A 24,325-nucleotide genomic window follows, 5' to 3' on the forward strand; every position below is an offset into this window, starting at 1 on the left:
ACAGGCCCGCTCCGCACCGGCGGCGCGGCGATCACGGTGATCACGGCAGCGCTTCGTCATCTGCCGAGCAGGCCGCGCTCGATCACGTGGACCGCGGCCTCCAGCGTCTGCGTCGGGTGGTTTCTGCCGCCGAACACGTCGAGCAGGGCCATCGCCACGATCGCCTCGGCATGGACGTCACCGAAGCCGCGTGGTTCCAGGAAATGCACGATCTGGCGCCGGCCCCAGTCGAGCGCAGCGGCCGCGTCGGTCCCGAGCGACGCATCGCGGCGTGTCGCGTCGACCCAGATCCGGATGATCCCGGCCTCGGAGGCGTGCATCTTGTTGTATGTGCGCAGCCATGCCCGCAGGTCTGCCGTCGACCAGGCTTTCCCGGACCCGGGTTCGGGCGGCGCGGGGATTGCCGCGAGCGTGCTGGAAAGCGGCTCCATCGCTGTCAGCACGAGAACTCGCGCGAGGTCGGCCTTGTTGGCGAAGTATCGGTAGAAGAGGCCGTGCGAGAGGCCGGCGATCTCGACGACGTCGTCGATCCGCGCGCTGTGATATCCGTGCCTGATAAAGGCCTCGTAGCCGGCGGAGAGCAGCGCGTCATGCGTCGCCCGCGCGGCGCCGACGAGCGCGGAGCGCCGTGTCGATGTCCCGTCGGCCCGGTGGTCGAAGTCGATCGGCGGCGCCGCGACGGCGTCTCGACCGTGCACGTTCACGTCGGGAACGAGCCCGAAGAAGGTGCGGTGGATGATGTCGGCGATCGCGTCGTCGACGCGGGCACGGGGATACGCGTGCGGGGCCGCGTGCCGCAGGATCCTGCCCAGGTAGCAGGCGTGGGCCGTGGCGCCCAGGAGCAGGCCGATCATCGCGTCGGCCCCGCCGGCGGCGGACGCGGCCGCAGGCAGCTTGGACCGGATCCGCGCGATGGTCAGCGCCACCGCGCGGGTGTTCAGCGCTTTGAGGCTCTCCGCCTCCCTGGCCGCGCTCTCGAAGACGTGAAAGACGGCGCCGAAGTGCTCGTAGATGTCCGCGTACTGTGCCACCCAGGCGCGGATCGCCGTCCAGCCGGCGCCATCCGGAGTCAGCGGCCCCATCGCCTCGACGGAGGCGCTGACCTGGTGGGCGACCTGCCCCGCCAGGTGCCAGAGGACGTCCTCCTTGCTGGAGAAGTACTGGTAGAACGTCACGCGCGAGCAGCCGGCGTGCCGGGCGAGGTCGGCGATGGTCGAGGTGTGGTAGCCGCCCTCGCCGAACGCCCGCAACGCGGCGGCCAGGATGCGCTGCCGGGTGCGCTGCCCGCGCTGGCCGACCGCGGGATTACCGGAGAACGGGGCGCGTCGGGCGATCGGCTCCGGCCCGGGCAGTCCCCTGGCCTCGGCGGTGGGTGTCGGCCGCGCGGGCCCGCCCGTCGAGCTGGCCGGATCGCTGATCATGATTTCGCCAGCATCTCAAATCCAGCATCTCCATCGAGGTCCGCCTGCCGGTCGGGGTCTGCTGGTCAGGGTCTGCCGGTCAGCCCCGGGCCGGCCGCATGGTTGCCTGCGATGGCGAACATCCGGCCGGCTCGGTGGCGGCGAGATCGGCGATGCTCCCTGCTCGCGGGACCGTCGTGCTGGTGGGGCCCTCCGCCGTCCACTGCGCGAAGGACCCACCAGCCACACTTCGACCGGCCTCCCGATCGGCCTCTCCGCTCAGGCCGCGGCAGCGAACGGGAGGTTCATGGCCTCGGCCAGGTTGCCGCCCATGACACGAGCGATGTCCTCCGCGGACAGGCCCTCGAGCTCGTCGACGTAGGAGACCGGGTCGGACAGGCCCTCGGCGTGCGGGAAGTCGGACCCGAACACGACGCGGTCGACACCCACGACCTTGATGAGGCCGCGCGGGTCCTCCTCGTGGAACGGGTGAATCCAGATGTTGCGCTTGAACACCGCGAGCGGGTCCTCGTCGAACCGCCTCGGGTTGTGCGCGTAGGCGGTGCCGGCGGCCTCCACGAAGGGCCGAACCCAGCCGGAGCCGTTCTCGACCGGAAGAATGCGCAGCTGGGGGAAACGTGAGAGCAGCCCGTGCCCGATCAGCGAGGCCACCGTGTCGAAGATGCCCCGGCCCTGGGTGTGCATGATCTCGATGAACGCCGACGGTGTGGAGAAGGGAAGGTGCTCACCGTCGGCTCGCCCCTCCCACATGTTGTAGTAGCGGGTCAGACCGTCGTCGGAGGAGTGCAGGCCGACGGTGATGTTCGCCTCGACGACCTTCTCCCAGAACGGGTCGAACTCCGGCAGCGCGAACGACCGGAAGCCCTCGTAGCCGGGAACCGGCGCCGGCCGGATCAGGATGATCTTCGCTCCGCGCTCGAGCACCCACTCCAGTTCCTTGATCGCCTCGCTCACGATCGGCAGCGTGATGACCGGGGTGGCGAAGATGCGGTCCTGGTAGTTGAAGCTCCACTGCTCGTGCATCCACTGGTTCAGCGCGTGGACGACCACGTGGGTGGCCTTCGGGTCCATGCGCAGCCGGTCCTCCAGGAGACTGGCGAGCGTCGGCCACATGAGCGCCCGGTCGATTCCCAGCTCGTTCATGAGGGCCAGCCGCGGCTCCGGCGCGAAGAACGCCTCGGGCGAGCGGATCGGGGCACCCATCAGTTCCCGGGTCGACTTCCCATCCGGATTGCCGTGCTTGAAGAACTCCTCCCAGGCTCCCGGCCGGGCGACGACGTTGAAGGTCGGGTTCGGGATGTACTCGGAGATCACACCCCGAACCGCGATCTTGTCACGCCCGTTGACCTGGACGTATTTGATTAGGCCGTCATATTCCTTGGGAAGAAATCTCGTGAAGGCGTCCACCGTCTCGTACATGTGGTTGTCCGCGTCGAAGACGGGAAAGTCGACGGGGGTTCTGGGCATGACTACCTCCGGTCGCTGGTGGGCCGTCCGGCGGACGTCACTGGGCGGCCGCGCGACAGCTCGTGATCATGCCTGCCTGGCAGCCGACGAGTATCAGCCCCGGTGCGTGACGCCAGACACAGATCGTTCCTAACATCTTCTAACACTGACGTCAACGTTAGTCAGGAGCCGGGACGGCTCGCGACGAGGTCCGCTCGGGTACGGCGCCGTCACAGATGCCGGGGCGAGGGGTCGGATGGCTATCGACTGCCCCAATGGATCGGGTTACGACATAGCCCTCCTCGCGGCTCGCACCAGGCCACTGCCCGGACGACGCGGGCGACGCCCATCCCGCGGCTGACTCCACCGGGGAATCGCCGGGCGAGTTAACCGGGCTGGAGGCGGGGAGGCCTGCGACATGCGCGTCGCGATCGTCGGAGCCACCGGGAACATCGGACACGCCCTGCTCCACACCCTGCTGGCGGATCCGTCCGTCGAGGAAGTCGTCGCGGTCGCCCGGCGCCTGCCCACCGAGCCACTCGGGGCTCGCGTCCGCTGGACGTCGATCGACATCGCGCACCCTGACGCCGCGGCGGCGCTGACCGAGGCCTTCCAGGGCTGCGCGGCCGTGGTCCACCTCGCCTGGCTGATCCAGCCAGTCCGTCGTCCGGACGTGATGCGAGCGACCAATGTCGACGGCAGCGCCCGCGTCTTCGAAGCGGTCCGGGCCGCCTCGGTGCCGACGCTGGTCTACGCCTCCTCCGTCGGTACGTACGCACCGGCGCCCCGGGACGCCCACGGTTCCAAGGCAGGCCGCCTTCTCGCCGAGGACTGGCCGACGACCGGCGTCGTGACCTGCGCCTACAGCGTGCACAAGGCGGCGGTGGAGGACATTCTGGATCGCTTCGAGACGGACTTCCCGCAGTGCCGGGTGGTGCGGATCCGGCCCGGCATCGTGCTCTCCGGGGCCGCCGCCGCCTCGCAGACGCGCTACTTCGCCGGACCGCTGCTGCCCCGCCGCACGCTCGGCCTGCTCCTGCGTGGCCACCGCCAGCCGGACGGGACGGCCGACCCGACGAGCGCCCCGCGCCGGCCGGCGGCCCGATGGTCCACGGGCTGGCGACGCCCCGGCCGGCTGCCGGTGGTCCGGCGGTCAGCGGGCTGGAGTTCCAGGTCGTGCACACCGACGACGTCGCGGCCGCGTTCGCCGCCGCGATCAGGGCGGACGCGCGCGGTCCGATCAACGTGGCCGCGGGCCCGGTCGTGGACCCACGCTCACTGCCGAACATGGTGGGCGGTCAACCGATACCGGTGCCGGCAAGGCTGGTCCGCGGCCTGGTCCAACTGGCCTTCCGGGGTCGCCTCATCCCCATCGACGAGGGGTGGATCGACCTTGCTCTCGCGGTCCCGCTGATGGACACCAGCCGGGCCCATGAGCTGCTCGGCTGGCGGCCCGCGCACGAGGCCGGGTCCATCCTGCGCGAGTGGCTGACCGGCGCCGCGGCCGGAACGGGCCGAGCCACCCCGGTGCTTCGCCCCGTCAACCGGCCAGGCGACCAGGTCGCGGGCGCCGCCCGCGCCATCCGTGGGGACTCCGCCGGCCGGGTATGACGCCGCGCGCCGCGGAGTGGAGTTCCCGCCGACGGGAGCCACCATGTGCGGCGTCGCGCCGAGTTGGCTGACGATCTGCTCTGGGCATCGCGTTTATGGTGACCGCCCTGTCGGGTAAGTGGCCGAACAACTGAAGGTGGGGCCCCGGCCCAAGGCCAGCCCGGGGAGAACTGTGGGACTGGTGTGATCGCATGCGAGGGCCGAGCACGCCGGGTCGACGGGATAGACCAAGGCGACCACCTGTGTCTGGCGTACTTCGACGACACCGAGCAACGCCGGGTGGTCACCGCATATGTGCGGGCCGGCCTGGGGCGCGGAGAGCGGGTCCTGTACTTCGCTGACGAGCGCGCCCCGCGTGAGGTCCTGGGGTGGCTGCGCGAGGACGGTGTCGATACGGCGGCGGTCCTCGCCACCGGCCAGCTGTCCGTGGCCACCGCCGCCACCAGCTACCTTGCCTCCGGGGCGTTCGACGCCCTGGCGATGGTGCGGGCGCTGCGCAGCGAGGTGAACGACTCGTTGTCAGCCGGCTTCGCCGGCGTTCGGGTCAGCGGCGAGATGGGCTGGGCACTGCGTGACGTGCCTGGCGCTGACCAGCTGGGCACCTACGAGACCGCGGTGAACGCGGCGTTCTCCGGCCAGTCGGCTTCGGCGGTCTGTCAGTACGACGCGCGCCAGTTCAGCGCCGCCGCATTGGAGGACCTGCAGCGGCGCCATCCGGCAGCGGTGGAGCTCACGCCGCTGCACCTGAGCAGCCGGTTGCGCATCGTGCCGGCCTTTCGCTGCGGACGTCGGACGCTGCGGGTGGTGGGCACGGTGGACCACAACACCGTCGACGCGCTGGCCGGGGCGCTCGAGGCCGTCCTGACCTGGCCGGAAGACATCTGGGTGGACATGGGCGAGCTGGAGTTCATCGACCTGGCTGGGCTGCGGGCGCTGAGTCATGCCGCGGGGCGGCTGCCGGCGGGACGGCAGATGCACGTGATGAACCTGGCGCCACTGCTGTGCCGCGTGGTCGAGCTGGTCGGCTTCAACAACATCCCCTCCCTGACCGTCACCCCTCGAGACGCCACGTGACGAGCACCGCCGAGCCATGTCCTCCGTCGGAGCGCCACCGAGGTCTGATCCACCGGGCGCTGATCTACGGCAGCGACGCGGAGTTCCTCGCCGCGACGGCGCCGTTCTGTCTCGACGGCATCGACCAGGGCGATTCGCTGCTGGTCGTCACCTCGGCCGTCAACATCGACCTGCTACGGCAGGCGCTGCGCGACGCCGCCAGCGAGGTCGAGTTCGTCGCCGCCGAGGAGTGGTACGACACACCGGGGGGTGCCCTGGGTGCCTGCCATCGGGTTGTCGATCGCTATGCCGCGACGGTTGGTCGCCGGCGGATGCGCTTGATCGGCGAGCCGATCTGGCACGGCAGGGACGCGGTGGAGACCGCGGAGTGGACGCGCTACGAATCGGCGATCAACCTCGCGTTCGCCGCCTACCCGGCGTCGGTCCTCTGCGGGTATGACAGCCGGCTGCTGCCCGAGACCGTGGTCGCCGACGCGCGGCGTACTCATCCGGAACTGGCCTTCGGGACGTCGGCGCACTCCAGCCCCGAGTACGCCGACCCGACGGACGTGTCCGGTCCCTGGACACGGCGGCTCGCGCCCTTGCCCGTCGACGGTGACGAGGCCGTGCTGGACTTCGGCACCGACCTGGCCACGGTGCGGGACTTCGTCACGGCGACCGCGACCGCCCTGGGCGTTTCCCCCGACGGAATCGAACGGCTGGTGTTCAGCGTCAACGAGGTCGCCACCAACGCCCTTCAGCACGGCGGCCAGGGACGGCTGACGATGCGGCTTGTCGGACGCCGTCTGGTCTGCGACATCACGAACCCCAGCCATCGCGCCACCGACTGGTTCCTGGGCTACCGTCCACCCGGTCCCGGTCAGGAACGCGGCTACGGCCTGTGGGCGGTCAGGCAGCTGTGCCACCTGATGGAGATCGACACCCACGACGGACACACCACCGTGCGCCTGCACCTCGAAATCTGACGGCGGCCATCGGACGCGCGAACATTCGACTTCATGGGAGATGGAGATCGCCACCGGCGCGCTCAGTCTTTTCATGAAGGCAGACGACCGAAGGTCGCCTCGGCTATAAAACCTCCGCGAGGACCAGTCAGGACTTGTCGGACCGCTCCGAGTCCGAGCGGGAACGGCGGCCGCGCGTGCCGACATCGGCAGGCCGGCGATGAATGCCCTCGAGGGCCGCGGCACGGTCGTCGGCCACGCTTTGAGCGATGAGATCGAGAGTGCGAGAACGGGTGTTGTCGTCGAGTCCGTCCACCAGGCTGTCCAGGAAACTCACGTTTCACTCGCTTTCATTCTGCAACGCGATGCTTTGGTCGGGTACCCCGATCCCCGCCGACAACCCACCCGCGCCAGCGACGTGACGTGCATCACATCTTGACGCCGATAGCCCGCCTGGCCTTCCTCGACGAGCTGATCACGACGGGTTGAGAACGACCTTGACGCGGTCGTCCGCCTTCGAGGGATCGACGCAGGACCCACGGCTCCCGCGATGGCGCCAGCCCATGCGGGCCGAGCGGAAACGCGGGCTCCGACGATTCACCGGCGCACGGGCGGGAAGGCGATCCGCTGGACGGCGTAACCCAGCCGACGACGGAGGATCGCCATGAAGATCGGGTACAAGCTGGCGACCGAGGCCTTTGGCCCGGCCGAGATCATCCGGCAGACGGTCGCCGCCGAGCAGGCCGGTTTCGACTTCGTCGAGCTGTCCGACCACTTCCACCCGTGGCTGGACAACCAGGGCCACTCGGCCTTCACCTGGACGCTGCTGGGGGCCATGGCCGAGCGCACGGATCGAATAGGGCTCGCGACCGGCGTGACCTGCCCGACGATCCGCTACCACCCGGCGGTGATCGCGCAGGCGGCGGCGACCGTCACGCTGCTGTCCGACGGCCGGTTCACCCTCGGCCTCGGCTCCGGGGAGCGGCTCAACGAGCACGTCGTCGGCCGTGGGTTCCCGGCCGTGGCCACCCGCCACGCGATGCTGCGAGAAGCCGTCGAGATCATTCGGCTGCTCTGGGAGGGCGGCTACCGCTCCTACGACGGCCGCCACCTCCAGCTCGAGGACGCCCGGGTCTTCGACCTGCCCGACTCCCCGCCGCCGATCGCGATCGCGGCCAGCGGCGGCCCGTCAGCCCGGCTGGCGGCCGACTGCGGCGACGGACTGTTCGCCACCGAGGCCGAACCGGAGATCGTCGGCGAGTTCCACCGGGCTGGGGGCACCGGCCCCCGCTACGCCGAGGTGCCCGTGGCGTACGGCCCCGACGAGCACGCCGCCGCCGAGACGGCCCTGTCCACCACCCGGTGGGCGCTCACCGGCTGGAAGGTCATGAGTGAGCTGCCCAACCCCGTCAACTTCGCCGCCGCCACCACGACGGTCACCGAGGACGACATCACCGACCGGTTCGCCTGCGGACCCGACCCGGCCCGCCATCTGGGGGTCGCCCAGCAGTTCGTCGACGCCGGCTTCGACCACCTGGCCCTCATGAACGCCGGACCCGACCCCGACGGCTTCCTCGACTTCTTCACCTACACCCTGTCGGCGCCGCTGCGCGCCCTCACCCCGTCCGCGCAGGCGGCCTGAGGAGGCGGCCGTGGTCGTACCCGCGCGGGCCTGACCGCACGGGCGTGACCGCAGGAACGAAACGGTATGCGCCGACGGCTGGCCATGATCATCCGACGTGCCCCGCCGAGGACCGGCCGCCGGCTTCGTAGACTGCGGGAGACCTGTCACCGGCTGATGAGGGCCCCTGCCGTGCGTGCGCTGCTGCTAGAGAACGTCCACCCGGACGCCGCGACGATCCTCGAGGCCGCCGGCGCGGAGGTCGAGACGATCGACCGGGCGCTCGACCATCGGGCGCTGGTCGCGGCCCTGGCGGGCGTGCAGCTGTTGGGGATCAGGTCGAAGACCGAGGTCACCGAGGCGGTGTTCGACGAGGCGCCGGACCTGCTCGCCATCGGCGCGTTCTGCATCGGTACCAACCAGGTGGATCTCGGCGCCGCGCGCGAGCGAGGCGTCGCCGTGTTCAACGCTCCTTTCTCCAACACCCGCAGCGTGGTCGAGCTCGCGCTCGCGGAGATCATCGCGCTGACGCGGCGGTTGACCCCCAAGAACACCGCCATGCATGCGGGCGTGTGGGACAAGTCGGCCGAGGCGGCCCACGAGGTCCGCGGCCGGCGCCTCGGCATCGTCGGCTACGGCAACATCGGCGCGCAGCTGTCGGTGCTGGCCGAGGCGCTCGGCATGAGCGTGTACTTCTACGACACCGCCGACAAGCTGGCGCTCGGCAATGCCCGCCGCTGCGCCAGCCTCGACGACCTGCTGGCGGTCGCGGACGTCGTGACCCTGCACGTGGACGGACGCGCCGGCAACAGCGGGATGTTCGGCGCCGAGCAGTTCGCCCGCATGCGGCCTGGCAGCCTCTTCCTCAACCTCTCGCGCGGCTTCGTCGTGGACCATGGCGCACTGCGCACGCAGGTGGAGAGCGGGCGGCTGGCCGGCGCGGCGATCGACGTCTTCCCGCATGAGCCGGCCGGGCGCGGCGACGAGTTCCGCTCCGAGCTGCGAGACCTGCCGAACGTGATCCTCACGCCGCACATCGCCGGCTCGACCGAGGAGGCCCAGCAGGACATCGGCCGCTACGTCGCGGGCAAGCTGCGGGACTACCAGCTCGACGGCGGCACGGCCATGAGCGTCAACCTGCCGCACCTCTCGCTGCCGCCGCGGCCGGGCGGGCGCCGGATCGCCCATCTGCATCGCAACGTGCCGGGCGTGCTCGCGAAGATCAACAGCCTGCTCGCCGAGCACAAGGTCAACATCGACGGCCAGCTCCTCGACACCCGTGGCGAGTACGGGTATGTCCTGACCGACATCGCCGTCGACTACCCGGCGGCCGTACTCGGCTCGCTGGCCGCGATGCCAGAGACCGTCCGGGTAAGGCTGCTGGGATGAGCGCGCCGACCAGCGGGCTGACGCCGGCTGGTGGCGTGGCGGCAACCTCCGACGCGGCGATCCCCGACGGGAAGCCGGGTTCCGACTGGGCGTCGACGCCGGCCTCGGCCCTGGCGGCGGAGCTGCGCGCCGCGGTCGGTGCCGCCCATCTGCTCACCGACGCCTCCGTCGTCGCCTCCTTCGAGTCCGACTGGACCGGTCGGTTCCACGGCCGCGCTCGTTGCGTGGTCCGGCCCGCCGACACGACCGAGGTGGCCGAGGTGATGGCCGCCGCGGCGCGGGCGAAGGTGCCCGTCTGCGTCCAGGGCGGCAACACCGGGCTGGTCGGCGGGAGTGTGCCCGTCGACGGCGCGATCCTGCTCAGCACGGCCCGGTTGACGGCTCTCGAACCGGTGGAGTCGGTCTCCGGCCAGGTCACCGTGGGTGCGGGCGTCACCCTGGCCGCACTGCAACGGCACGTCCGCGCCGAGGGCTACGACTTCGGGGTCGATTTCGCGGCGCGGGACTCGGCCACCCTCGGCGGTCTGGTCGCCACCAACGCTGGCGGCGAGCGGGTGCTGCGTTACGGCACGACCCGGGCGCAGGTGCTCGGGATCGAGGCGGTACTCGCCAACGGTTCGATCATCAGCCGTCTCAGTGGGCTCCCGAAGGACAACACGGGCTATCACGCGATGTCGCTGCTCACCGGCAGCGAAGGCACGCTGGGGATCATCACCCGGCTTCGCCTGCGGCTCGTTCCCCTCCTGACCGACCGGGCGGTGGCCCTGGTCGCCGTGGACGACATCGCCGCCGCGCTGTCGCTCGTCCGGTCGGTGCGCAACCGGATGCCGTCGCTGGAGGCCGCCGAGCTGTTCTTCGCCGACGGCCTCGCGCTGGTCCGCGACAAGACCGGCCTCTCGGCCCCGTTCGCCGAGACCTACCCGGCCTACCTGGTCCTCGAGTGCGCCGGCCGGACCGACCCGACCGAGGACCTGCTCGAGGCGCTGGCGGACAGCGATGCCGTCAGGGATGCGACCGTCGCCTCCGACACGCGCGGCCGGCACCTGCTGTGGGCCTACCGCGAGGCGCACACCGAGTCGATCAACGCCGCCGGTGTCCCGGTGAAGCTCGACGTGGCGGTGCCGCTGACGGCGCTGGCCGAGACGGTGGCTTCGCTTCCGGCGACGATATCGGCGGCCTGCCCGACCGCGCGGCCGATCCTGTTCGGGCACATCAACGAGGGAAACCTGCACGTCAACGTGCTCGACGCGACCAGCGAGGCCGAGGCCGTGACGGACGCGGTGCTGCGGCTCGTCGCGGCGCACGGCGGGAGCATCAGCGCCGAGCACGGCGTCGGTCGGGCCAAGCGCGCGTGGCTGGGGCTGTCCCGGTCACCTCAGGAGATCGCGATGATGCGCGCGGTCAAGCGCGGACTCGACCCTGACGGGCTGCTCAACCCGGGCGTCCTGCTCGATCCAGCCTGACACGGTCGGGACGGCCCCAGCCACGGCGGCTCAGGGGGACCAGCGTATGGTTGGCGCGACAGTGGATCGCTGGCGCAGCGTCGACCCGTTGGAGACATGATTTTTCTAGCGGAGCGAGCTCCAGTCCTCCACGGCCCGGCCGCCCCTGAGACGGGACCCGGCGAGGCGGCAGCGCAGGCGGACGCCCGGCTTCCCAAGCCCACGATGATCGCCAGACACGGGCTGCCTCATCTCATCGAGGCGACGGTCGTACCCGCGGTCCTTTTTCTTGTCGTCCTGCACTTCTTCAACTTCACCTTGGCGGCGTTGGCCGCGTTGGTGTGGGAGTACGCCGCGGTGAGCCGGCGGGTGGCCACCAAGCGGCGCATCCCGGCGCTGCTGGTGCTGTCCTCGGTCGGGCTGACCGTGCGCACCGTGGTAGCGGTCATAAGCGGCAGCGCCTTCGTCTACTTTCTTCAGCCTGTCATCGTCGCCGGAATCGTGGGACTGATGTTCCTGCTGTCCGCTCTCTCCCCGCGGCCCCTCGTTCACCGGCTGGCGCGCGACTTCTGCCCGCTGCCTCCCGGCGTGACGGCCCGGCCCGGCGTGCGCAGGCTGTTCCTCGGGCTCACCCTCCTGTGGGCGGCGGTGAACCTCGGGAACTCCGCCTTCACGTACTGGTTGTTGACATCCCAGACGACCGAGGTCTTCGTCGCGGTCCGCGGGATCACCGGCACCGCCCTGCCCGTCGCGGCCACGTTGGTCACCGTCGCCTGGTCGTGGCGGGTCGCTGGCCGAGAAGGTCTCCGGGCGGCCCGCGCGGCCTGACGTCTGACGTCTGACGGAGGCTGCCCCGCGGGTAAGCCCCGCCGGCCGGCGGCCGATGCGCATCGGGTCGGCCCGGTCGCACGGCGGCGACCGGGCCGACCCGACGGCGGCGAGATCCGATCAGCTCCAGGGAATCCAGGCGGTCCGCACGTGGCCGTTGCCGTGGCTGTCGCTGGGCTGGAAGTAGGAAAACATCAGCTTACTGGACGTGCTCGACTCCGGATGGCCGATGTAGGCCCGGCACAAACCTCCGTCGCCGGTGGTGCTGTTACACGGGACGGCCGCGGTGAATCTCGGCGTAAACGGCCCGGTTGGGCTGCTCGACGAGAACACCGTGATGTTCCCGCCGATATCGTCCTGCTCGATCGCGACGAACGGGGACCCGGAGAACGCTGGATAGCGGTGGACATCGAAGCTGGCCGGAGTGATCGGAGTGAAGCCACCGGAGGTGGCGGCCAGTGTGCTGAAGGTGTAGTTACGGGGGTCCAGCCAGCGATGACCACCGCTCCGATTGCTCGCGTTGTACGCCGCGAACGGTGTACTACCCAACGTGACCTTCGCGACCTGGGCGGTCCCAGCGGAGCAGTCACCGAAGACGGAGCTGGTGCACAGACCGGTGTAGAAGTACAGCGAGCCGTTGTAGACCACCGGTGAGCCCAGGGTGCGGTTGTCCGCCAGCGGGCTGCCGGTGAAGATCCCGTTGCCGCCGACCGGGCTGTCGTTGCTGAAGGTGTTCGTCGTGTAGTCGTAGTCGACGATACGGAACGCGAGCGGCCTCGTGTTGCTTCCGTCCAGGCACATCAGCACGTACGGAATGATGAGAAGCGGATTCGGCGAGGACGTCGGGATCGACGCTGTTCCGCTGGCCCAGGCGGCGAGGGTACCGCCGCAGGAGAACCCCGACGGGTTCGGGATGAACTGGACCACGTTGTTGCCCGAGGCGTCCGTGAAATCGCCGAACAGCGACTGGTTCGGCGCGGTGAAGGCCTGCGCGGTACCCGCGGTCGTCCCCCAGACCCGCTGGCCGGTCGGGCTGACCGCGGTGTCACAGAACAGCCACAGCACGCCGATCGTGTTCGCCTGCGGGACACCGGTGAACCCGCAGTCCCGGGAGATCTCGTAGCCCTTGTTCACCTCGAGCGAGGACACGACCTGGCCGATGTCATTGACGGCCCGGGTGGCCGCCGCCGCCGGCGCGGCGGCGCCCACGGTGTACGCCAGAATGACCGATAATGCTGCGCTGATCATAGATAAGATGGAGCCGATAAACTGTCGGCGCGGGCGCACTGCACGCATGGTGCGTCTCCTCGACGGTCGACCGCGACGCGAAAGCGCCGCGCGGGGCTGGACGCCCACCTCGATGGCACTGGTTGCGAAGACAATCGATGGAGCAAGCTCCCGATGATTGACGCGACAAGTTCCCGCAAGGTCAGGCGTCGCGCCTTCCATAATTGGAGGTCGTCGCATCGAAAATGGGGCACGCCGTTCGTCGTGGACCTTAGCATGCCCACCCCTGCGCAATCTATCGAAGCCGATCAACCTCCGCCTCGACAAGGCGGTCGGACAATCTCGGATGACAAACCCGAGGTCAGCGGACCGGAAGGTTTGCCGTCAAGATCTCCATCTTCCGTCACGATCGGCCGAGCTGAGCCCGTTCACCTCCCGGCCTCGGGCACGATGGCGTCATGACTGCCTACTGGATCAGCGTGTACAAGGAGATCGTCGACGAGGGCAAGGTCGCGGCGTACGCCGAGCTGGCCGGTCCGGCCCTGCGTGCCGCCGGCGGCACCTTCGTCGCCCGCGGCCTTCCCGAGTTGACCTACGAGGCCGGGGAGAAGACCCGCACCGTGCTCATCGCCTTCGACTCGGTCGAGGCCGCCCGGGCCGCGCATGACAGCGCCGCCTACCAGGAAGCCCTCGCCGCCCTCGACGGCGGCGCCGTTCGTGACCTGCGCATCGTGCCCGGCCTGTAGGGCCTCGTCGCATCTGGTGTCTCCCCCGACGTGCGCGCGCACGGATGGCGAACCGACGCCTGGCCGGAGTTGTTCGGGCGCGTCCTGACGGTGACGGTGCCGCGGCCGATGAGTGCGCCCTCGCTCCTCGGCCCGGTGCCGCGTCCGCCTGCTCGCCTGCTGGCCGCAGGCGCCGCCGGGGAGATGTCCTACGGTCCTACGGGAGCGACGGAAGACGGAGGACACCATGGGTCACCTGGACAGCGCCGGTCGCTACCTCATCGACGACGAGGACCGTCGCCGGTTCGCGCGCGACGGGTTCGTCCACCTGGCCGGCGTGCTCACCGACGGCGAGGTCGCCGAGATCGAGGTCACCTACGACCGGTTCCTTCGCCGCGAGATCGACGTCGAGGGCAAGGACTTCTGCGACATGGCCGGCGACTATGGACGGGACCCGTCGGAGTACTCGATCGTGAACGTGATGCTGCCCCGTCGGTACTTTCCCGGCTGGCAGGGCAACGTGTACGAGCGGCGGACCGCGGACATCGCCCGGCAGCTCTGCGGCGACGGGATGACGATCGACTACGACCAGCTCCTCGCCAAGCAGCCGCACAAGACCGACGCCGTGTTCGCCTGGCACCAGGACATGGCCTACTGGCCAGCGACCGAGGACCGCCGCACGGCCACGTTCTGGCTCGCCGTCGACGACTCGACCATCGACAACGGCTGCATGCGGTTCGTCCCGGCCACCACCCACGAGACGCACCTGCGGCCACATGCCCCCGTGTACGGCGGGCGCGGCGAGTCCCATGCCCTGGGCACCGAGCTGCGGCCCGACGACGAGGTGATGGTCAGGCCGATCGCGCGCGGCGACTGCACCGTGCACAACGAGCGGGTGATGCATGGCTCGGGCGGCAACCACACCGACGGATTCCGCCGGGCCTACATCCTCGCCTACCGCTCCGAGGCCACCGTGAACATCGAACGGCAGCTCGGCTTCACCCACAGCCACAACGACAAGGCCGACGTCCTCAACGCGGTCGGCGTCGCGGGCGAGACCAACCGAGACGCCTGAGGCCAGGTCACCACGGGACACCGGACGCCGGAAACCGGACGCCGGACCGCGATGCGACGGCCCTAGACCAGTGCGTACACCTCGGCGGGGTCGGCGCCGAGCGCCGCCTTGGCATCGACGGACTCCTGGTCCGCGAGCACCTCCAGCGCGCCGGCCTGGAGGCCGTCGAGTGCCGCCCGCACGACGTCGGCGGGGTCGTTCTTGGGGATGTCCCAGCCGGCCATCATGTCGGTGTCCGTCGAGCTCAGGAAAAGGCCGGTGACGAGGGTGCCCTGCGCCGCGAGCTCCAGGCGCACGCCGTTGGTCAGGCTCCAGGCCGCCGCCTTCGACGCGGCGTAGGCATTGGCGCCGTCGTACGAGAGCCAGGCTAGGCGTGACAGCACGTTGAGGATCGCGCCGCCGCCACCTGCCGCGAGGATCGGCGCGAAGGCGCGGACCATCGCGAGCGGCCCGTAGAAGTTGGTGTCGAGCTCCTGGCGGATACGCGCGAGGTCGCCGGTGACGAGGTTCGTGGCGGTCGAGACGCCGGCGTTGTTGACGAGGAGCGTGACGTCGGGGGCAGCCGCGGCGACGGCGGCGACCGACGCCGGGTCGGTGACGTCCAGGCGCAGGACATGCGCCTCGGGCACGTCGACCGTCTCGGGGACGCGGGCGGTCGCGTAGACCTTGGCCGCCCCGCGCTCCAGGAGCTGCAGCGCGAACTGGCGGCCGAGGCCGCGGTTGGCGCCGGTGATCAGAGCGGTGCTTCCAGTGATATCCACGACGGTCACGCTAAGCGGGCTGGATGCGGCTGTGGATGCGTATCAGCGTCAGATCCATATCAGCCTGCGTCAGACCAGTATGCTTCATGGCATCGACATCCTCTCCGAGATGCTTGCGGTATCCGGTGTCCGCGGGGTCCTCGGCGCCCGGATCGAGGCTGGCGCCGACTGGGGCTGGTGGGCGGCGCCCAGCGCCGGCGCGGCGTTCCACGCCGTCACGGCGGGCACCGCCTGGCTGGCCCGGCGCGGTGAGCCAGCGCGTCAGCTCCTGCCGGGCGACGTGCTGCTGCTCCCCCGCGGCACGGAACATGCCCTGGGCAGCGACCCCGCGGCGGTGGCACGCGCGGCGGCCGGCCGGCCCGACGGCTACGAGCAGACGGGACCGGGGACGGTCCGCATCGGCGCCGGCCCGGTCCGGACCCATGTCCTGTGCGCGCACTACGAGCACGACCCGGCGTCGTCGAGCCAGCCCTTCGCGCTGCTTCCCGAGGTCGTGCACATCGGCGCACAGGCCGGCGGGTCCGGGCTGGAGGACACCGTCCAGCTACTCGGGCACGAGCTGGCCCGGTCGGGGCAGGTCGCGACGGCGCTGGTGCTGGACCGTCTCGTCGACATCCTGCTCGTCCAGCTGCTGCGGGCATGGCTCGCCGGCGATCCCGAAGGCACGCAGCCCTCGGTGCTGGGCGCGTTGCACGACCCGCTGGTCGGCGCCGCGGTCACCGCGTTGCACCGCGACCCGGCCCGCGCCTGGACCACCGAGGCGCTCGCCCGCGAGGTGGCGGTGTCACGCGCGACGCTCACCCGGCGCTTCCGGGCGGTGACCGGTGACACGCCCGGGGCCTACCTGACCCGGTGGCGGCTCGACCTCGCGGCCCGGCGCCTGCGGGACGGCGACGAGGGCCTCGAGGCGGTCGCGCACTCGGTCGGCTACACGTCCGTCTACGCGTTCAGCCGTGCCTTCCGCCGCGCCCGCGCCATGCCGCCGGGCCACTATCGCGTCGCGGCGCGGCAGGGCCAGCGCAGCCAGGCCTGACGCCGTACGCGGCGACCGCGGCGACCGCGGCCGCCGCGCCCACCCGGAGCGCGGCCCCATCAGTGCCGCTTCCGTCAGGGCCTGCCCGGGTCCGAGACCGCGGATCGGCCCAGCCTCCCGACGGGATGTCCCGTCAGCGGTTCCGGCCCGTCGGGAGGCTGAGTGACTCATATCTCAGGGCACGGCTTTCTCAGGGCACGGCAACCTTCTCGAACGGCACCGCCTGACCATGGTCCATGTCCCGGTCCAGATCACTCGGCTTGCGTAGGACCACCAGGCGGTATCGGACCGCGCCGAGGGCCGAGAGCAGAAAGAGAAGGAGCGTGGAGCGGATCGGGACATGTCCACGGCCGGTGACGGCGCGAGCGATGCCGGTCGAGAGCAGATAGAGGTAGGTGGGCAGGGTGAGTTTGGTGACGTCCTCGTTCCGTTCGAGCACGAGCCCGGCCTTGTCGGCCATTGCCTGATAGTCGCCGTCCGACCACTTCGATTGCCGGCCGTATCCCTTGGCGACCTGGTCCTCGAGCCAGCGGCTGACAGCGCTGTCAGCGCCGTCCGGGTCACCGTTGTCCGCGGGCACGAAGTCGGACAGGGAAATCCGCCCGCCGGGCTTCAGGACCCGCTGCGCCTCCCTGAGGAAGGTGAGCCGGGACGGGAAATGAAAGATGCACTCGACCGCGAGAACCGCATCGAACGCGGCGGAGGGCAGCGGGAGCGCGCAGCCGTCCGCACAGATGAACTGGGTCCGGGTGGACTGGGCCCGGGTGGACTGGGCCCGGGTGAGCTGCCGATGATCGATGTTCACACCGACCAGTCGCGCCGCCGGCAACCGTTCCGACAATCGCCCCAGCGTTCCCCCGAAGCCGCAGCCGACATCCAGGACGGCCATGCCATCGGAGATCAGCGCCCCGCCAGCGACCGTGTCATCGAGCCGCTCCTGGGCGGCGACGACATTCCGCCCTCGAATTCTTGTACCGCGCAGCCGTGGCCACAGCCCCCAGTGTATGTGCCGCGAGAAGGCATCCGCCGTCCGATCACCTTGGTCATGGGTATCGAGAAGTACGTCTATATAGGGCAGTTCCACATCCACACCATATACTGAGGTTTGGCATCGAGCAAAATGCCGCGGACAGGCCCGGCAAAATATCTGCCCGGCTACCTGACGTTACCGTAGATGGCGAGTTCGATTGGCCGCGGAACGGCCGACCTAGTATTTAGGACGCTCCCGCCGCGACCGGCTCGCGTATCTACGAAAAAATTGACGCCTCCTCGCGCAGGAAACCGCCGATGCGCCGACGGCTGGATTACAGGGCCGTCGGCGCGGCGATAGACCGACCGCCGGATCGTCGCGTCCGAGACGGCGGTAGCTGGTCAGCGGGCGTCGATCGGCGAGCAGCAGTTGCCGGCCCGCACGATCCTGGCACTTCGACCGCCGACCAACCGTCCGGCATCCCGTCTGAAACGGTCCGCTCGTCGCATGTACTTTGTCTAACACAGACAGCCCGGATCTTTTACCCTCGATCGGGTGTAATCTCGCGATCGGATTTGGTATAGAATTCGCCGCGGGTACGGTTCAGCCCAAGGCAGGATGCCGACCGGCGGTGTCGTTCCTGGTCCGTAAATTCCGGAGCAGGGCGTGGCAGCGCGTGCACTCGGGCGCCGTCGACCCGGAACCGCTCCCCACCCTCACCGGCGTCCGTGCGGCACGGCGTTGGTCACGAGCTCGCTGGTCAGCAGCAGGACCAGGTCGGCCAGCTCGTCATCGACCCCCAGCCGGCGCAGGACCGGGCCGAGGCGAACCCTCGCCTGGCCCGGGCATATGAGGCACCACCCGAGCCTGTCTGGCCGGTCGACCGGGTGGCGCGGAGGTCGAGTCCATAGCGCGGTGGTGGCGGCGACGGTGCCAGGTGTGAGGGTCGGGTGGGCGTCGGGGTCGGGTGGCCGTGGGGGTGATGTCGACGGGCGGCGCTTGAAATCTGCTCTGGCTGATGCATAATTTGTGGCACGGGTGGGGTAGATAGTCGACCGAGAGGAACCACGCGGGAGGTCAGGAGGTGAGGACGATGGCGGTGCTCCTCCCGACAGCTCGAGGCGGCGACTGGCGGCCGCCATGCGCGAGGGAACTGCGCACCATCCGAAGGCGTGCGCGGCGTCGGCCCGGAGTCCGGCGCGCGACGCGGCCGTGACATCCCGTCCGGCCGCCACTGCCTACACCCGTCGCGACCCGCGGCGGTTCGCAAGATCAGAGATCCATTGTTCGTCATGTGGTTGGAGGTTTGTAGCAATGCTGCTGCGATTCGATCCGTTCCATGACTTCGACCGTCTGGCCAGCGAGGCGCTCGGAGCGGCCCGGACGCCGCGGATGATGCCCATGGACTGCTACCGGTCCGGCGACGCGTACTTCCTGCACTTCGACCTGCCGGGTGTCGACCCGGACTCGGTCGACGTCACCGCGGAGAACGGCACCCTGACCGTCCGCGCAAGCCGGAGCCGGCTGGCTCCCGAAGACGCCCAGTACCTGATCTCGGAACGAGGCACGGGCACCTACAACCGGCAGATCATCCTCGGCGACGGGCTGAGCCTGGACAACATCGCCGCGCATTACCGCGACGGCGTGTTGACCGTGATGATCCCGGTCGCCGAACACGCCAAGCCCCGGCGCATCGAGATCGGCCGCGACACGACCGACCACAAGGTCCTCGAGCCATGACGGCGCGCCCCAGACAGACCGCATGACGGTCGGCGGCCGGTGGGCTGACAGCCCACCGGCCGCTGGGCGTAGGAGGGGTGGCATATGACTCGGCACGGCAAAATCGACGACACCAGCTACCCGGCCTTCAGCATGGGTGCGGCCGCCGACCTGATCGGCGTCGAACCCTCCTTCCTACGCGCGCTCGGCCAGGAAGGACTGCTGAGTCCGCACCGTTCCGACGGCGGGCACCGGCGCTACTCCCGCGCCGACCTCGATCTGGCCGTCCGCGCTCGGGCGGTCGTCGACGAGGGCCTCACCGTCGCCGCCGCCTGCAGGATCGTGCTGCTCGAGCACCAGCTCGCCCAGACCCGCGCCGAACTCACCGCACTACGACGCCACAGCAAGCGCCCCGAGAACGGCACCCCACCGCCGCCCACCGGACCCGATCAGAGCTGACAGGGAGCCGACACCCCGGTCAGTACGCGGATGTGGGTCGCGAAGCGTGGACGAGAAGATCCTTCAGGGCCGGCGCAGGGCGCCGGAGTCCAGGCGCGATCCCGCCTGAGGACCCATCTGGAGCATGCCGCCGTCGACGGCTTGCAAGCTGCCGGTCGGGTCATGCGAGCAGGTTTTCGAGGTCGCCGTGGTCGAGACGGTGACAGGCTGGCATCGCGCCGAGTTCACACACGGCCAGCACCCGCTCGGGATCGGCGGCGTGCACGCGGCGCAGTCGGCGACGCCTTCGCCCGCGTTGATCGCGCGGTGTAGTTCGGCAAGCTCTGGCATCCCACGGGAGCCCACACGGAGCCGTGAATGCTCGGCATCCGAGCCGGCGAGGCGACCACCAGACCGGACACCGAACTGGCACACTCGACCCCGGTCGAGACCGGGTTTCACCTTCAGGCTCGGCCGGCAATCGTTGTCGCGCACGGAAAGCCGTCCGCTCATCCCAGGATCCTTACCTTCTCCGCGCATCCCCCTGTCCGGATGTCGTCGGCGCCGCCATCACCGTCATGGCGACAAGGAAAGCAGGTCGATCTTGATCGATTACTGGACACATACGGCATATCTCGATGTCTATGGGCAAATTCTTGCCGGCGGGGCGGGACCGCCGGAACTGCGGGACCGGCTCCTTACCGCGATCAAGTCCGATCCAGGGTCGGCGACGCTCGGGGCCCTGGTCGACCACCTGGTCTGGCACGCTGACGACGACGCGGAGCTCGGCCTGGTCAGGCAGGCATCCGACCTCTGGTCGCGGGCATTGACGATCTACGGCCAGGTTTCGGCGGCCCGCGACGACGTCGAGGCGGCACTGCTCTCGCCAGGAGACCCGGCCTCCCCGGCACGCTTCAATCAGGCAACCGCACAGCTCGTCGCGCTGAAGAACGGCCTGGGGACCTTGCAGGCCCAGATCACGGCGCTGCACGCGGCGCTCGCGCCGATACCGCACCTGCGTCGTCCGCACCCGCGCCAGGAGTCCCGGGACATCGCTTCCTGGCCTTTCGCGGATCGGTTCCTGGCCCGCCGCACCGCCGCCTTCCTACAGAAGCTGCTCTCCGGGGCGACGGACGACGGATCCACCGCGTTCGCCGCCGGCGCGGTCTCCTCCTACCTCGGCAACGCCGCCGGGTCGGCCTACCTGGGAGCCGTGGTCGGCGGGCCGCGCCGCCTGCACCGGGTACGGGACCGGCTGGCCAGGAACACGGTCGGGGCCTGGATCTCGGTCAACCGGGGGCAGCCCTCGCTCACCGAACTGGCCGAGCTCGTCTCGCTCGGCGCCGAACGCGGCGCCGAGACGATCCCTGGGCCCACCCGCCAGTGTCTGGAAGCGGCGCTCGCGGCGGCATACCCGGGCCTGCCGCCCGCGGGGGACCTCGATACCGGTCTGCGGCGGATGGCCGAGCACCTTCGCCTGCTCGACACGTTCGGGCTGCCTCCACTGCCGAGGCCGCTGCCGCCGGCGCTGGCCGCGACCCTCACCCTGGTCCCCGGCAGCCCGGGCGGCGGGGTGAAGGTGCAGTCCTACGGCGACGACCCCAACGGGCCAACCAGCTCGACCACCACGCCGACCACCAGTGACAAGCAGACCGCCGCGGGGAACATCTGCCTGGCGATCCTCGTGCTCCTGGTGGCGTTGCTGGTAGCCGGCCTCATCATCTGCATCGGGCTGCTGGCGGAGGAGGGCAAGTGCACCCCCGAACGTGTCTGGGAAAAGCTCACCGGCGGCGGTGGGCATCCGCCCCAGGTGGCGGTGACGGCCCAGACCCTGGTGACCGTCGCCCAGAACGGCGCCGGCGCCGAGCTGGTCCGGGAGTTCGCCAAGGCACAGGGAGCGCTCTTCCAGGGGCTCCTGCAGGCGCGGACCTTCCTCGCCACGATCGGACTGATCTACCCGACCGGCGGCCAGCTAGGCACACCGTTGTTCGCGCAGTTCACCTCCACCCCGAGCACCGCGCAGAACGGCTGGCCTCGCCGGTCGCCTCCCGACGAGTTCGACTCCTACATCTACGCGCCGACGAGCCCGGTGGAACAGCCGTCCTCGTCGGCGCCGCTGCCTCCTGGTAAGGACCCCGGCTATCTGCTCGACGCCGTCCCCAGCTGGATCAAGGAGCTGACCCACGACATCTTCGGTGAGCCACCCAGCATCGATCTGGACGCCGATCGTGGTCTGCTCCACCGTTGTTGGGACGTGGCACCCGGTACTCGCATCGACGACCAGCCGCTGTCGGTCCACCTACTCGGTTTCCACGAGATCTGAGGGATGACGTGCCGGAACACGAGAACATTGACGAAGCCAAGCCCTGGCTGGTGATTCCCTATTTCGCCGGCGACCTCGGCCGGCAGGGAATCGAACGGGCCCCTCTGCCCCCGCCGGCCCTCGGATGGCTGTGCGAAGGCATCCGGGTCAACGGCGGTCCCTTGCGGGTGTACAACCCGGGCGAGCCGACGACCGTCACCGTGGACGTCCGCAACTACGGCGGCGGCGCCGCGGAAACGCTGGCCACAGTGACCGTGTGGTGGACGGACCCGACGGCGGGCTTCAGCTCGGCCAAGTGGTTCGGCGAGGAGATGGCGCTCGTCGCGTCGAAGGGCGGGAGCGCGACGGCGACCGTCACCGGGGTGATCCCGGTGACGGCTCCGGCCCACGTGTGCCTGCTCGCGAGCGTGGAGGCGGCGTTCGACGACAACCTGCCCGCCACCATCGCGCCCGGCGTCGACCGGCACTGGGCCCAGCTGAACATCGACGCGGTGAAGGCTCCGGGCGGGGCCTTCAGGACGCCCTTCGCCATCGGCAACCCCGGATACACGCGGATCCGTACGCACGTCAGCGCGCGGCTGCTGTCCCCGGAAAGGTCAGTGGCCGCAGCCAAGACCCTGGGGGTGGCGCCCTTCCACCCGAAGACGGTCGAGCTGAAACTGTCGGCGCGACGCGGCGAGGCCCGTCTGGAACACCTGGACGGCGCGGTCGCGGTCGATCTCGCCCCAGGACGCTCCGCCACGCTGGAACTCGCCGGCCACCTAAGTCCGCCGCCCGAGCCGGGCACAGCCGCGCTGATCGAGATCGTGCAGTACGCACCGCACGATCCGGACACGGTCGTCGGATCCCTGGCCGTGGCCGTGACCGGCGGCTGATCCCGGCCGGCGCGCGGCCAGGGGGCAGGCCGGTCTTCCGCGTCCGCGACGTCCCTCAGCCTCGTCCGCGGGCGCTGTCGCACGGGTCGATGTCGCGGAGTTGCCAGGCCCGCGTGTCCAGGGCAGCCGACCTTCAGTCCGTGACTCGACTGGGCTGGTACCGCAGAGCGACCGCCCCCGACCGGAACTCCTGGCGCTCGACGAGCTTCAGCTCGAGCCGCTCGCTCAGGCCGGCGAACAACGTCGGGCCGTGACCCGCCACGACGGGCTGCACGACGAACTCGTACTCATCGATCAATCCCAGATCCGCCAAGGCCAGCGGGAGGGTCACGCCTCCCACGAACAGGCCCGTGCCAGGCTCCCGCTTGAGCTGCGCGACGGCTTTCCCCAGGTCACCCCGCACGAGCTCGGCGTTCCAATCGACCCGGTCCAGGGTGCCCGACACGACGTACTTCTTCGCCCCGTCGATCGTCTGGGCGAAGGGGACCATCCAATCGGCCATCCAGTCAGGCCACGTTCCCGCCGCCGGCCGCCGCCACGCCTCCTCCATCATCTCGTAGGTCACCCGGCCGAAGAGAAGCGCATCGGCCCGTTCCAGACTCGCGGCCCAATAGCGATGCGACTCCTCGTCCGGGGTCATCCCCACCCGGTGGTCGCAGCAGCCGTCGAGGGTGACGTTGATCGAATATCGGAGCGGTCTCATCGGTTGCTCTCCCTTGCTGCGGTCACAGGCATCTGGCGGACCGTAATCAGACCGGCGCCGCCGCCATTTCTCATCGGTCCCTCGTTCGGAACCGCTCGGAGGGCGCGTGCCTTCGAGGCCGAGCCCCGCGACCTTGTTGAACGGTGAGTCCTGCTCGGCGAAGCTCGCGACGCCGCCGGCGACGTGGATCACGAAGCCGGCGGTGTCGGCCCGTCCGCGGCGGGCGGCGCCCGCCGCGGACGGGCCGCGGGTTCGGTCACGGTGCACCTGAAGTCGGCCGCCCGTGACACGCTTATATCTCTTGCTAGGCATATAACCTTCGGGGTATGTTCAGGGCGTGGAGGCAGTGTTCTCGATCGTCGCGGAGCCCAGCCGGCGGCGCATCCTCGACGCGCTACGGACCGGCGAGCGGTCGGTCGGGGACCTCGTCGCCGCACTGGGCATGAGCCAGCCCGCGACGTCGAAACAGCTGCGGGTCCTGCGTGACGCCGGCCTCGTATCCAGCCGGATCGACGCGCAGCGCCGGGTCTACCGGATCGAGCCGGCACCCCTGCGCGCCCTCGACGACTGGCTCGCCCCCTACCGCGCCCTGTGGGCCGACAGCCTCGACGCCCTCGAACGTCACCTGGACGAGGCGGCCCAAGCCGAAAACCAGGACGGCCCGCACCGAGACACCACGGCCAACGGCCACTGAGCACTC

General features: G+C 70.1%; 24 protein-coding genes. 16 read left to right on the top strand and 8 right to left on the bottom strand.

The genetic code is table 11. The features are described from left to right. Positions 1 to 56: 56 nt before the first annotated feature. The gene (locus FRCN3DRAFT_RS0232895; RefSeq protein ID WP_007507885.1) at positions 57 to 1,421 is read right to left on the bottom strand and encodes a TetR/AcrR family transcriptional regulator; all 1,365 of its coding nucleotides are present in this window, start codon (positions 1,419 to 1,421) and stop codon (positions 57 to 59) included. A 258-nt stretch (positions 1,422 to 1,679) separates the two neighbouring features. Beyond that, complete coding sequence (locus tag FRCN3DRAFT_RS0232900) at positions 1,680 to 2,888, bottom strand: amidohydrolase family protein (RefSeq protein WP_007507883.1); 1,209 nt, start codon at positions 2,886 to 2,888, stop codon at positions 1,680 to 1,682. A gap of 397 nt (positions 2,889 to 3,285) precedes the next feature. Between FRCN3DRAFT_RS0232900 and FRCN3DRAFT_RS53600 the strand changes: the two genes are divergently transcribed. The 4 genes from FRCN3DRAFT_RS53600 to FRCN3DRAFT_RS0232915 all read left to right on the top strand — a co-directional run bounded on the left by FRCN3DRAFT_RS53600 (position 3,286) and on the right by FRCN3DRAFT_RS0232915 (position 6,517). After that, positions 3,286 to 4,281: an NAD-dependent epimerase/dehydratase family protein gene (locus FRCN3DRAFT_RS53600; protein ID WP_051466442.1), complete on the top strand. Its 996-nt coding sequence runs from the start codon at positions 3,286 to 3,288 to the stop codon at positions 4,279 to 4,281. Further along, positions 4,281 to 4,478, top strand: a complete 198-nt coding sequence (locus tag FRCN3DRAFT_RS50070) for a hypothetical protein (protein WP_051466444.1) — start codon at positions 4,281 to 4,283, stop codon at positions 4,476 to 4,478. Before FRCN3DRAFT_RS53600 ends, FRCN3DRAFT_RS50070 begins: the two co-directional genes overlap by 1 nt. Positions 4,479 to 4,661: 183 nt before the next feature. Further along, positions 4,662 to 5,552, top strand: coding sequence for an MEDS domain-containing protein (locus FRCN3DRAFT_RS0232910; protein ID WP_007507880.1), 891 nt, complete (start codon positions 4,662 to 4,664; stop codon positions 5,550 to 5,552). Next, positions 5,549 to 6,517 carry a sensor histidine kinase gene (locus tag FRCN3DRAFT_RS0232915; RefSeq protein ID WP_007507878.1) on the top strand — a complete coding sequence of 323 codons (969 nt, stop codon included), beginning with the start codon at positions 5,549 to 5,551 and terminating at the stop codon, positions 6,515 to 6,517. The genes FRCN3DRAFT_RS0232910 and FRCN3DRAFT_RS0232915 overlap by 4 nt, the downstream gene beginning before the upstream one ends. A 127-nt stretch (positions 6,518 to 6,644) precedes the next feature. On the opposite strand, the gene FRCN3DRAFT_RS0232920 is transcribed toward FRCN3DRAFT_RS0232915, so the two are convergent. Continuing rightward, positions 6,645 to 6,833, bottom strand: a complete 189-nt coding sequence (locus FRCN3DRAFT_RS0232920; protein WP_007507875.1) for a hypothetical protein — start codon at positions 6,831 to 6,833, stop codon at positions 6,645 to 6,647. Between the two features lie 327 nt (positions 6,834 to 7,160). Between FRCN3DRAFT_RS0232920 and FRCN3DRAFT_RS0232925 the strand changes: the two genes are divergently transcribed. The 4 genes from FRCN3DRAFT_RS0232925 (at position 7,161) to FRCN3DRAFT_RS0232940 (ending at position 11,776) form a co-directional block, all read left to right on the top strand. Beyond that, the gene (locus FRCN3DRAFT_RS0232925; protein WP_007507873.1) at positions 7,161 to 8,138 is read left to right on the top strand and encodes a TIGR03557 family F420-dependent LLM class oxidoreductase; all 978 of its coding nucleotides are present in this window, start codon (positions 7,161 to 7,163) and stop codon (positions 8,136 to 8,138) included. A 171-nt stretch (positions 8,139 to 8,309) separates the two neighbouring features. Further along, positions 8,310 to 9,506 (top strand): phosphoglycerate dehydrogenase, encoded by a 1,197-nt coding sequence (serA, locus tag FRCN3DRAFT_RS0232930; protein WP_007507871.1) that lies wholly within the window; start codon positions 8,310 to 8,312, stop codon positions 9,504 to 9,506. Continuing rightward, the gene (locus tag FRCN3DRAFT_RS0232935; RefSeq protein WP_007507869.1) at positions 9,503 to 10,969 is read left to right on the top strand and encodes an FAD-binding oxidoreductase; all 1,467 of its coding nucleotides are present in this window, start codon (positions 9,503 to 9,505) and stop codon (positions 10,967 to 10,969) included. The genes serA and FRCN3DRAFT_RS0232935 overlap by 4 nt, the downstream gene beginning before the upstream one ends. A 204-nt stretch (positions 10,970 to 11,173) precedes the next feature. Further along, positions 11,174 to 11,776, top strand: coding sequence for a VC0807 family protein (locus FRCN3DRAFT_RS0232940; protein ID WP_035925485.1), 603 nt, complete (start codon positions 11,174 to 11,176; stop codon positions 11,774 to 11,776). Between the two features lie 120 nt (positions 11,777 to 11,896). Here the strand turns inward: FRCN3DRAFT_RS0232940 and FRCN3DRAFT_RS0232945 are convergent, their stop codons facing one another. Continuing rightward, a complete protein-coding gene (locus tag FRCN3DRAFT_RS0232945; RefSeq protein WP_007507865.1) occupies positions 11,897 to 13,072 on the bottom strand; it encodes a hypothetical protein in 1,176 nt (391 codons plus the stop codon). A 389-nt stretch (positions 13,073 to 13,461) separates the two neighbouring features. On the opposite strand from FRCN3DRAFT_RS0232945, the gene FRCN3DRAFT_RS0232950 reads away from it, so the two are divergent. Next, the gene (locus FRCN3DRAFT_RS0232950) at positions 13,462 to 13,749 is read left to right on the top strand and encodes a DUF1330 domain-containing protein (RefSeq protein WP_007507862.1); all 288 of its coding nucleotides are present in this window, start codon (positions 13,462 to 13,464) and stop codon (positions 13,747 to 13,749) included. 226 nt (positions 13,750 to 13,975) lie between these two features. Next, the gene (locus FRCN3DRAFT_RS0232955; RefSeq protein ID WP_007507861.1) at positions 13,976 to 14,803 is read left to right on the top strand and encodes a phytanoyl-CoA dioxygenase family protein; all 828 of its coding nucleotides are present in this window, start codon (positions 13,976 to 13,978) and stop codon (positions 14,801 to 14,803) included. 62 nt (positions 14,804 to 14,865) lie between these two features. On the opposite strand, the gene FRCN3DRAFT_RS0232960 is transcribed toward FRCN3DRAFT_RS0232955, so the two are convergent. Further along, positions 14,866 to 15,564 (bottom strand): SDR family oxidoreductase, encoded by a 699-nt coding sequence (locus FRCN3DRAFT_RS0232960; protein ID WP_027141153.1) that lies wholly within the window; start codon positions 15,562 to 15,564, stop codon positions 14,866 to 14,868. A 91-nt stretch (positions 15,565 to 15,655) separates the two neighbouring features. On the opposite strand from FRCN3DRAFT_RS0232960, the gene FRCN3DRAFT_RS0232965 reads away from it, so the two are divergent. Continuing rightward, positions 15,656 to 16,597, top strand: coding sequence for an AraC family transcriptional regulator (locus FRCN3DRAFT_RS0232965; RefSeq protein WP_035930554.1), 942 nt, complete (start codon positions 15,656 to 15,658; stop codon positions 16,595 to 16,597). A 190-nt stretch (positions 16,598 to 16,787) separates the two neighbouring features. Here FRCN3DRAFT_RS0232965 and FRCN3DRAFT_RS47355 read toward each other — a convergent pair whose 3' ends face one another. Beyond that, on the bottom strand, positions 16,788 to 17,687 hold the full coding sequence (locus FRCN3DRAFT_RS47355; RefSeq protein WP_232794225.1) for a class I SAM-dependent methyltransferase: 900 nt from the start codon (positions 17,685 to 17,687) through the stop codon (positions 16,788 to 16,790). A 1,194-nt stretch (positions 17,688 to 18,881) separates the two neighbouring features. Here FRCN3DRAFT_RS47355 and FRCN3DRAFT_RS0232980 point away from each other — a divergent pair. Together FRCN3DRAFT_RS0232980 and FRCN3DRAFT_RS0232985 are read left to right on the top strand one after the other, a co-directional pair. Further along, positions 18,882 to 19,307 (top strand): Hsp20/alpha crystallin family protein, encoded by a 426-nt coding sequence (locus FRCN3DRAFT_RS0232980; RefSeq protein WP_007507854.1) that lies wholly within the window; start codon positions 18,882 to 18,884, stop codon positions 19,305 to 19,307. 84 nt (positions 19,308 to 19,391) lie between these two features. After that, positions 19,392 to 19,745, top strand: a complete 354-nt coding sequence (locus tag FRCN3DRAFT_RS0232985) for a MerR family transcriptional regulator (protein ID WP_007507853.1) — start codon at positions 19,392 to 19,394, stop codon at positions 19,743 to 19,745. Positions 19,746 to 19,808: 63 nt separating this feature from the next. On the opposite strand, the gene FRCN3DRAFT_RS58325 is transcribed toward FRCN3DRAFT_RS0232985, so the two are convergent. After that, on the bottom strand, positions 19,809 to 20,237 hold the full coding sequence (locus FRCN3DRAFT_RS58325) for a hypothetical protein (RefSeq protein ID WP_007507852.1): 429 nt from the start codon (positions 20,235 to 20,237) through the stop codon (positions 19,809 to 19,811). 91 nt (positions 20,238 to 20,328) lie between these two features. Between FRCN3DRAFT_RS58325 and FRCN3DRAFT_RS0232995 the strand changes: the two genes are divergently transcribed. Both FRCN3DRAFT_RS0232995 and FRCN3DRAFT_RS0233000 read left to right on the top strand, forming a co-directional pair. Continuing rightward, entirely contained in the window at positions 20,329 to 22,047 is a 1,719-nt protein-coding gene (locus tag FRCN3DRAFT_RS0232995; protein WP_007507851.1) for a hypothetical protein, read from the top strand. An 8-nt stretch (positions 22,048 to 22,055) separates the two neighbouring features. Next, positions 22,056 to 22,922 (top strand): hypothetical protein, encoded by an 867-nt coding sequence (locus tag FRCN3DRAFT_RS0233000; protein WP_007507850.1) that lies wholly within the window; start codon positions 22,056 to 22,058, stop codon positions 22,920 to 22,922. 133 nt (positions 22,923 to 23,055) lie between these two features. On the opposite strand, the gene FRCN3DRAFT_RS0233005 is transcribed toward FRCN3DRAFT_RS0233000, so the two are convergent. Further along, a complete protein-coding gene (locus FRCN3DRAFT_RS0233005; protein ID WP_232794226.1) occupies positions 23,056 to 23,817 on the bottom strand; it encodes a dihydrofolate reductase family protein in 762 nt (253 codons plus the stop codon). A 145-nt stretch (positions 23,818 to 23,962) separates the two neighbouring features. Here FRCN3DRAFT_RS0233005 and FRCN3DRAFT_RS0233010 point away from each other — a divergent pair, with 145 nt between their 5' ends. Then, positions 23,963 to 24,319 (top strand): ArsR/SmtB family transcription factor, encoded by a 357-nt coding sequence (locus tag FRCN3DRAFT_RS0233010; protein WP_027141156.1) that lies wholly within the window; start codon positions 23,963 to 23,965, stop codon positions 24,317 to 24,319. Positions 24,320 to 24,325 lie beyond the last annotated feature (6 nt).

Source organism: Pseudofrankia saprophytica, from assembly GCF_000235425.2.
Taxonomy (GTDB): domain Bacteria; phylum Actinomycetota; class Actinomycetes; order Frankiales; family Frankiaceae; genus Pseudofrankia; species Pseudofrankia saprophytica.